Here is a 7671-nt window from a genome sequence, read left to right as displayed (position 1 = left end):
ACCGCCGACGCCTGCCGCCGCGTGCACGGGGTAGCCGAGCGCGCGCAGCCGCTCCACGTCGCGGCGCACCGACCGGTCGGTGACCCCGAGCTCGGCGGCGAGTTCGGCAGCGGTCCAGGAGGGCCGCCGTTGCAGCAGCGCCAGCAAGCGCAGCACCCGTTCGGTCGTCGCCTCGACGGTCACGTGCTCATCGTCGCACGGATCGCGGAACGATCCTGTCCGCTATCTCCGCGAGGCTGGAGCCATGACCGACAAGACCTGGAACTCCCTGCTCCGCGACCAGCTCGCCTGGCACTGGACCCACCACCTGCGCCCGCGCCTGGCCGGGCTCACCGACGACGAGTACTTCTGGGAGCCCGCGCCCGGCTGCTGGACGGTGCGCCCACGCGGCACCGGGACCGCGCCGATACGGGCCGGGGCCGGCGCGATGACCATCGACTTCGCCGTGCCGGAGCCCGACCCGCCACCGCTGACGACCATCGCCTGGCGGCTCGGGCACGTGATCGTCGGTGTCCTGGCGATGCGCAACGCCGCGCACTTCGGCCGCGCGCCCACCGACTACCAGTCGTTCACCTATGCCGCGACCGCGACCGAGGCGCTGGAGCAACTCGACACGGAGTACGCCACCTGGCTGACCGGAGTCGAAGCCCTCGGCGACACCGGCCTCGCCCGCCCGTGCGGGGAAGCCGAGGGGCCGTATGCCGAGCACCCTCTGGCGGCGCTCGTGCTGCACATCCACCGCGAGGTCATTCATCATCTGTCCGAGGTGTGCCTGCTCCGCGACCTCTACCTGCACACCCACCCGCCGACCCGAACGGAGGCGAGCTGAGATGGCGCGCGACATCCAGATCACCCTCGACTGCGCCGACCCGGGTGCCCTCGCCGCGTTCTGGGCCGAGGCACTCGGCTACCGCATGCAGGACCCGCCCGACGGCTTCGCGTCGTGGGAGCAGGCCCTTGAGGCGATGGGCGTGCCACCGGAGCACCGTAACGACGCCTCGGCGGTGGTCGATCCCGACGGTTCCGGGCCGAGGGTGTTCTTCCAGCGGGTGCCGGAGCCGAAGCAGGTCAAGAACCGCCTGCACCTCGATCTGCGAGCCGCGCCCGGGCTCGAGGGCGAGGCGCGGATGACGGCCCTTGAGGCGGAGGCGGAGCGGCTCGTCTCCCACGGCGCCACCCGGCTCCGGCGCCACGAGCCCGCTCCACCACTGGAGGGCGGGCACATCGTGCTGGCCGATCCGGAGGGCAACGAATTCTGCCTCGACTGAGGCGCGCGGGCTCGGTGACGACCTCGGGTGGGAGGCCACCGAGCCCCGGCGCCCGAGTCCCTGGCCGCGCCGCCGCTTGAGACGTGCGTGTCCCGTTCACCCGGTTTCGGGCGTGTGCGGGGCGTGAGATCATGGGTACACGCGCTGGTGGGTGAGTCCGGCGCAGTCGAGCGGAACAGGTGATGATCGTGACCGGTCCCTTCTTGTCGGGTCGTCAGGCGCCGGGGCTGCCGCGGCTTCCCACGCCGCCGTCCGGATGGCCGATCGGCTCCTACTCCACCTACGAAGAGGCCCAGCGCGCCGTCGACCACCTCGCCGACAACAAGTTCCCCGTCGCCGACGTGACCATCGTCGGCGTCGACCTGATGCTGGTCGAGCGTGTGATCGGCAAGCTGTCCTGGGGCAAGGTGCTGGGCACCGGCGCGCTGTCCGGCGCCTGGTTCGGACTGTTCGTCGGCCTGCTGCTGAGCTTCTTCAGCGCGGCCGAGAGCGTCTCCTACGCCCCGGTGCTGGTCGGTCTCGGCGCCGGTGTCGTCTTCGGCGCCGCGTTCGCCGCGATGAGCTACGCCTCCACACGCGGGCGCCGTGACTTCTCGTCGGCGAGTCAGCTCGTCGCGGGCCGCTACGACGTGCTGTGTCAACCACGCAACGCGGAGAAGGGACGCGACCTCCTCGCCCGATTGGCCATGGGTTCACACGGCTGAACGAACTTTCGTAGTACCTTTTCCTTGATCGTTACCCTCAGTACTTGCGCAGTGTGACCGCCGGGCTTAGGTTTTATGGCACCGGTCACAGGGCAGTACTTCTCCCCGTGACGTGAAAGTCCGTGCACGACGGGGTGGGTCGGACGGCCCACCCCGACGTGCGGTGGGAAGGAGACCCGATGCGGAAGGTCGGATCGCGGCGACGACGGCGCGGTTCACCACAACGTGTCGCCGCGTTGCTCGGCGTCACCGCTGTCGGTGCTTCGACGCTGGCCGCGTGCGGCGCCGAGGACGGCAAGCAGATCAACGTCTACTACGCGCCCGAGGACAACTTCCAGGCCGTGGTGGACGACTGCAACGAGCAGGCGGGCGGCGACTACGAGATCGTCTACAACAAGCTTCCGCGTGACGCCGACGGCCAGCGCGAGCAGATGGTGCGCAGGCTGGCGGCCGGAGACACCTCGTTGGACGTTCTCGGCCTCGACGTCACCTGGGTGCCCGAGTTCGCCGAGGCGGGCTGGGTCGAGGAGTGGACCGGCGAGAACAAGGCCGAGGCCTCGCGCGATGTCCTTCCCGGACCGCTGGAGACCGCCACCTGGGACGGCAAGCTCTACGCGGCGCCGAAGAACACCAACGTGCGACTGCTGTGGTACGACGACCGCATCACCCCGGAGCCCCCGCGCACCTGGGACGAGATGATGGCGATGTCCCGTGACCTGCGCGAGCGGGGCGAGCCGCACGAGATCCTGTTCACCGGCGCGCAGTACGAGGGCTTGGTGGTCTCCTACAACTCGATCACCGAGTCGGCGGGCGGGCGCATCCTGTCCCCCGACGGTGAGTCGGTCGTGATCGACGAGGGCGCGAGGCGCGCGCTGGGCATCCTCAACGAGGTCAGCTCCTCCGGGCTCACCGACCCGTCGCTGACCAACCAGCAGGAGGACGAGGTGCGCCTCGCCTTCCAGAACGGCGGCGGAGCCTTCCAGCTCAACTGGCCGTTCGTCTACGCCTCCTACGCCGAGGAGAAGCCGGACGAGCTTGAGCACTTCAAGTGGGCTCCGTACCCGGGCGTGGGCGAGCCCGGCACGGGCCGCAGCACGATCGGGGGCTACAACCTCGCCGTGAGTGAGACCTCACGGCACAAGCAGGAAGCCTTCGAGGCTGCTCTGTGCCTGCGCAGTGCCGAGCACCAGAAGTTCTCCGCGCTGAAGGACGGCGTGCCGCCGACCATCGCCTCGGTCTACGACGACACCACGCCGCTCGATCCCTCGCGGCCTCCGGACCCGGAGGACAACCCGACGATGGCGACCGAGTACCCGATGAAGGACACCATCCGCGACGAGCTGACCGACGCGGCCGTGCGCCCGGCCACGCCCGCGTACCAGACGCTGTCGATCGTGATGGCCGAGGTGCTCTCGCCCCCGTCGGACATCGATCCGCAGCGCACCGCGCAGGAGCTGCGCAGCCAGCTCGAGGAGGCGCTCACCTCGAAGGGCGTGATCCCATGAGCGACACCGCACAGCACACGGCCACGGCGACCGCCACGCCGACCGGGACGGACACCGGGCGGCGCGGCAAGGCCCCGATGAGCGAGGGCAAGCGGGCCGAGCGCAGGCTCGGGCTGATGCTCATCGCCCCGGCGGCGCTGGTCATGGTCGCCGTCACCGGCTACCCGATCGCGTACTCGATCTGGCTGTCGTTGCAGCGCTACGACCTGCGTTTTCCGGGCGAGCGGGAGTTCGTCGGGTTCGACAACTACGTGGCCGTGCTGTCCAACTCGTACTGGTGGACGGCCTTCGGGGTCACGATGTTCATCACCGTGGTGTCGGTGTTCATCGAGCTGGTGCTCGGCATGGCCCTGGCTTTGATCATGCACCGCACCCTGGTCGGACGGGGACTGGTGCGCACGGTGACACTGGTTCCCTACGGCATCGTCACGGTGGTCGCGGCGTTCTCCTGGTTCTACGCCTGGACGCCCGATACGGGATATCTGGCCAACGTCTTCGCCGGGGACAGCGCGCCGCTGACGGAGATGTGGTCCTCGCTGTGGATCATCATCCTGGCCGAGGTGTGGAAGACGACGCCGTTCATGGCGCTGCTGCTCATGGCGGGGCTGGCGCTGGTGCCGGACGATCTGCTCAAGGCCGCGGCGATGGACGGCGCGAACCCGTGGCAGCGGTTCACACGGGTCATGATCCCGGTGATGAAGCCCGCCATCCTGGTGGCGTTGCTGTTCCGCACGCTGGACGCCTTCCGCGTGTTCGACAACATCTTCATCCTCACCGGCGGGTCGAACGACACGTCGTCGGTGTCGATGCAGACCTACAACAACCTGATGCGCGGGCTCAACCTCGGAATCGGCTCCACGATGGCGGTGTTGGTCTTCATTGCGGTCGCGATCATCGCGGTGATCTTCATCAAGGTGTTCGGCACGGCGGCGCCGGGCAGTGACCAGGGAGGGCAGCGCTGATGGCCATGACAACGGTGACCACCGGCCGCAAGACCCGGTGGGCCCTGCTCGACATCGTCGTGGTCGTCTACGCGCTGGTGCCGGTGCTGTGGATCGCCTCGCTGTCGTTCAAGACCAAGGACACCCTCGCCGACGGCAACTTCATCCCGCGTGAGTGGACGCTGGACAACTATCGCGAGATCTTCGCGACCAACGAGTTCCTCCGCCCGCTGCTGAACTCGATCGGCATCGCCGTCATCGCGACGCTGATCGCGGTGATCCTCGGGATGATGGCGGCCTACGCGGTGGCGCGGCTCGACTTCCCCGGCAAGCGCGCGCTGATCGGGGTGTCGCTGCTGATCGCGATGTTCCCGCAGATCTCGCTGGTGACGCCGTTGTTCAACATCGAGCGCGAGCTGGGTCTGTTCGACACCTGGCCCGGCCTGATCCTGCCCTACATCACGTTCGCGCTGCCGCTGGCGATCTACACGCTGTCGGCGTTCTTCCGCGAGATCCCGTGGGAGCTGGAGAAGGCGGCCAAGATGGACGGCGCCAGCCCGGCCCAGGCGTTCCGCAAGGTGATCGCGCCGCTGGCCGCGCCGGGCGTGTTCACCTCGGCGATCCTGGTGTTCATCTTCTGCTGGAACGACTTCCTGTTCGCCATCTCGCTGACGTCCACGGAGGCGTCGCGCACGGTGCCCGCGGCGCTGTCGTTCTTCACGGGTGCCTCGCAGTTCGAGGACCCGACCGGGACGATCTCGGCGGCGGCCGTGGTGATCACCATCCCGATCATTCTGTTCGTGTTGTTCTTCCAGCGCCGCATCGTCGCGGGGCTGACCTCCGGCGCCGTGAAGGGTTAGGCAATGGCTGAGATCGTGCTCGACAACGTCACCAAGCGGTTCCCGGACGGGGCGCTGGCCGTGTCGGAGATGGATCTGACGATCTCCGACGGCGAGTTCGTCATCCTCGTCGGACCGTCCGGGTGCGGGAAGTCCACCGCACTCAACATGATCGCCGGGCTGGAGGACATCACCACCGGCGAGCTGCGCATCAACGGCGAACGCGCCAACGAGAAGACACCGAAGGCCCGCGACATCGCCATGGTGTTCCAGTCGTATGCGCTCTATCCGCACATGAGCGTGCGGGAGAACATGGCCTTCCCGCTGCGGCTGGCCAGGATGGACGACGCCACGGTGCGGGCCAAGGTGGAGGAGGCCGCTGGCATCCTCGACCTGACCCAGCACCTGGACCGCAGGCCGTCCAACCTCTCCGGCGGCCAGCGGCAGCGGGTGGCGATGGGCCGCGCGATCGTGCGCGACCCCAAGGCGTTCCTCATGGACGAGCCGTTGTCCAACTTGGACGCGAAGCTGCGCGGGCAGATGCGCACGTCGGTGTCGAAGCTCCAGAAGCAGCTCGGCACGACCACCGTCTACGTCACCCACGACCAGACCGAGGCGATGACCCTCGGCGACCGCGTCGTGGTGTTGCGGGGCGGTGTCGTGCAGCAGGTGGGCTCGCCCCAGTACCTCTACGACCACCCGGCCAACCTCTTCGTCGCCGGGTTCATCGGCTCGCCGTCGATGAACTTCGTCCCGGCCACCGTCGAGGGCGCCACGCTGAAGAGCGCGCTCGGCGACATCGGCCTGTCCGAGCGGGTCCGGGCCCGGCTGGAGCAGGCGAACGCGCCGCGCGAGGTGGTCATCGGCATCCGGCCCGAGCATTTCGAGGACGCCGCCCTCGTCGACGAGGCACACCGCTCGGGCGGGACCACGTTCACCGCGCCGGTGGACGTGCTCGAGTCGATGGGCTCGGAGAAGTACGCCTACTTCACGCTGGAGACCCAACTGGCCAGCACCGCCGAGTTGCAGGAGCTGGCCGCCGACGCGGGGGCCACCGACATCCCCGGCACCGGCTCGACCATCGTCGCGCGACTGTCGGCGGTCTCCGAGGCCCGCGAGACCGAACCGGCCCGCGTCTGGTTCGACGTGGACTCCCTGCACCTGTTCGACCCGTCGACGGGACGCAACCTCACCCACGCCGACTAGCCACGGTCCGCTCCCCGCCGCGGAGGACTCCTGCCCGCGCTCGGCGCGGCGACGGTGTCCTCCGCGGCGCTGCCAGCGACCTCTCAGGCAACGACCGCCACGCCGCCCGGCCCTGCCGCGGCCAGGAAACGGCCAAAGGCGGGGGCTACCGGCGTGGGGCGCGCATCGCGTCGAGCACGGAGTCGTCCCAGCGGTGGGTGCGGATGAGCCGGTAACGCTCGCCCGCGACCCACAGGTAGGCCTCGGCGTCGGTGCGCCTGCCGACCAGGTCGGCTTCCCGCAGCATCCGCACCACCGGGCGGTACTCGTCGTCGTACCAGCGCCGCGCCACGGTCGCGCGGTCGAGGAAGGCGCCTTCGTCCTGCATCAGCCGGTAGCCCCACGCCTCGACGTGCTCGCCCAGTTCGGCGTAGTCCCACGGCTCGGACAGCACGACCTCCGCGCGGGCCTGCCCGGACAGCGGCACCCGCTCCAGGAACAGGCGCCGGTAGTCCTTGACGATGAGGTCGCCCCGGTAGCGGATGCCGGTCGGGTCGAGCTTCGTGCGCACCTCGGTGACGTCCGCCTCGATGGAGGTCAGCCCCAGCGCGTGCGCCACCGACACCCGGTGGTGGCCGTCGATGACGAAATGCAGGTCGCCCACGCGGTAGACGCGGATCGGCGGGATGGACTCGCCGCGCCTGCTGGCCAGGGCGAGCCGCTCCCACCGCTGCCGCACCTTGCCCGACGTCGGGCGGAACCGCCGGTCGAAGTCGCGGCCGCGGTCGACGCTGCCGACGATCGAGTCGAGGCGGATCACCCGCACGCCGACGCGGCGCTCGTCCACCGTGCCGAGTGCACGCACGACCTCGTCGAACGGCAGGGTGATGTTGACATCGTCGGGTTCGCCCCGCAGCCAGGCCGCCAGGCGGGACAGCACCTGCCTGCGGCGCGCCCGCAGGAAGTCGTGTTCGGCGTCGACGCGCGCGAACCCGGTGTCGCGTCCCTTCACCGTCCCTCCCTTCCGCGTGGAGCGCCCAGGTCGAGCACCCCGGCACCGACGACGTTGCACACGCGCGTGTCGCCGAGCCACCGCGCACGCGGCCGGGGCGCCTCGGGTTCGACGTGCCCGTGCAGCAGCCAGCGCGGGCCCAGCGCGCGCACCACGCGGTGCAGGCACGCGAACCCCTGGTGCGGTGGGTCGTCGGCATCGCCTGTCCCGCGCGGGG

General features: G+C 69.7%; 9 protein-coding genes and 1 pseudogene. 7 read left to right on the top strand and 3 right to left on the bottom strand.

The genetic code is table 11. The annotated features are described in order from the left end of the window. A partial coding sequence (locus SACSA_RS0114405) for a helix-turn-helix domain-containing protein (protein ID WP_028661882.1) occupies positions 1–183 on the bottom strand: 183 nt, incomplete at its 3' end. Positions 184–244: 61 nt separating this feature from the next. On the opposite strand from SACSA_RS0114405, the gene SACSA_RS0114400 reads away from it, so the two are divergent. From SACSA_RS0114400 to SACSA_RS0114370, 7 genes are all read left to right on the top strand, one after another. Further along, complete coding sequence (locus SACSA_RS0114400; protein ID WP_019816602.1) at positions 245–829, top strand: DinB family protein; 585 nt, start codon at positions 245–247, stop codon at positions 827–829. A 1-nt stretch (position 830) separates the two neighbouring features. Further along, the gene (locus SACSA_RS0114395) at positions 831–1268 is read left to right on the top strand and encodes a VOC family protein (protein ID WP_019816601.1); all 438 of its coding nucleotides are present in this window, start codon (positions 831–833) and stop codon (positions 1266–1268) included. A 182-nt stretch (positions 1269–1450) separates the two neighbouring features. Then, the gene (locus SACSA_RS0114390) at positions 1451–1972 is read left to right on the top strand and encodes a general stress protein (RefSeq protein WP_019816600.1); all 522 of its coding nucleotides are present in this window, start codon (positions 1451–1453) and stop codon (positions 1970–1972) included. 179 nt (positions 1973–2151) lie between these two features. After that, a complete protein-coding gene (locus SACSA_RS0114385; protein ID WP_019816599.1) occupies positions 2152–3477 on the top strand; it encodes an ABC transporter substrate-binding protein in 1326 nt (441 codons plus the stop codon). After that, complete coding sequence (locus SACSA_RS0114380; protein WP_019816598.1) at positions 3474–4439, top strand: carbohydrate ABC transporter permease; 966 nt, start codon at positions 3474–3476, stop codon at positions 4437–4439. Before SACSA_RS0114385 ends, SACSA_RS0114380 begins: the two co-directional genes overlap by 4 nt. Then, the gene (locus SACSA_RS0114375; RefSeq protein ID WP_019816597.1) at positions 4439–5278 is read left to right on the top strand and encodes a carbohydrate ABC transporter permease; all 840 of its coding nucleotides are present in this window, start codon (positions 4439–4441) and stop codon (positions 5276–5278) included. Before SACSA_RS0114380 ends, SACSA_RS0114375 begins: the two co-directional genes overlap by 1 nt. Positions 5279–5281: 3 nt before the next feature. Beyond that, positions 5282–6463 carry an ABC transporter ATP-binding protein gene (locus tag SACSA_RS0114370; protein WP_019816596.1) on the top strand — a complete coding sequence of 394 codons (1182 nt, stop codon included), beginning with the start codon at positions 5282–5284 and terminating at the stop codon, positions 6461–6463. 145 nt (positions 6464–6608) lie between these two features. On the opposite strand, the gene SACSA_RS0114365 is transcribed toward SACSA_RS0114370, so the two are convergent. Together SACSA_RS0114365 and SACSA_RS25320 are read right to left on the bottom strand one after the other, a co-directional pair. Beyond that, the gene (locus SACSA_RS0114365; protein WP_019816595.1) at positions 6609–7454 is read right to left on the bottom strand and encodes a ParB N-terminal domain-containing protein; all 846 of its coding nucleotides are present in this window, start codon (positions 7452–7454) and stop codon (positions 6609–6611) included. Further along, positions 7451–7671, bottom strand: a pseudogene (locus SACSA_RS25320) (metallophosphoesterase); the annotation flags it as partial. The gene SACSA_RS0114365 and the pseudogene SACSA_RS25320, both read right to left, overlap by 4 nt.

Source organism: Saccharomonospora saliphila YIM 90502 (assembly GCF_000383795.1).
In the GTDB taxonomy this organism is placed as follows: Bacteria; Actinomycetota; Actinomycetes; order Mycobacteriales; family Pseudonocardiaceae; genus Saccharomonospora; species Saccharomonospora saliphila.
This window is presented reverse-complemented; position numbering and strand designations above follow the sequence as displayed.

Excerpts from the sequence above, each read along its gene's own strand:
- SACSA_RS0114380 (WP_019816598.1), top strand. The coding sequence starts at position 3,474 with ATGAGCGACACCGCACAGCACACGGCCACGGCGACCGCCACGCCGACC.
- SACSA_RS0114370 (WP_019816596.1), top strand. The coding sequence starts at position 5,282 with ATGGCTGAGATCGTGCTCGACAACGTCACCAAGCGGTTCCCGGACGGG.
- SACSA_RS0114390 (WP_019816600.1), top strand. The coding sequence starts at position 1,451 with ATGATCGTGACCGGTCCCTTCTTGTCGGGTCGTCAGGCGCCGGGGCTG.
- SACSA_RS0114395 (WP_019816601.1), top strand. The coding sequence starts at position 831 with ATGGCGCGCGACATCCAGATCACCCTCGACTGCGCCGACCCGGGTGCC.
- SACSA_RS0114385 (WP_019816599.1), top strand. The coding sequence starts at position 2,152 with ATGCGGAAGGTCGGATCGCGGCGACGACGGCGCGGTTCACCACAACGT.
- SACSA_RS0114375 (WP_019816597.1), top strand. The coding sequence starts at position 4,439 with ATGGCCATGACAACGGTGACCACCGGCCGCAAGACCCGGTGGGCCCTG.
- SACSA_RS0114400 (WP_019816602.1), top strand. The coding sequence starts at position 245 with ATGACCGACAAGACCTGGAACTCCCTGCTCCGCGACCAGCTCGCCTGG.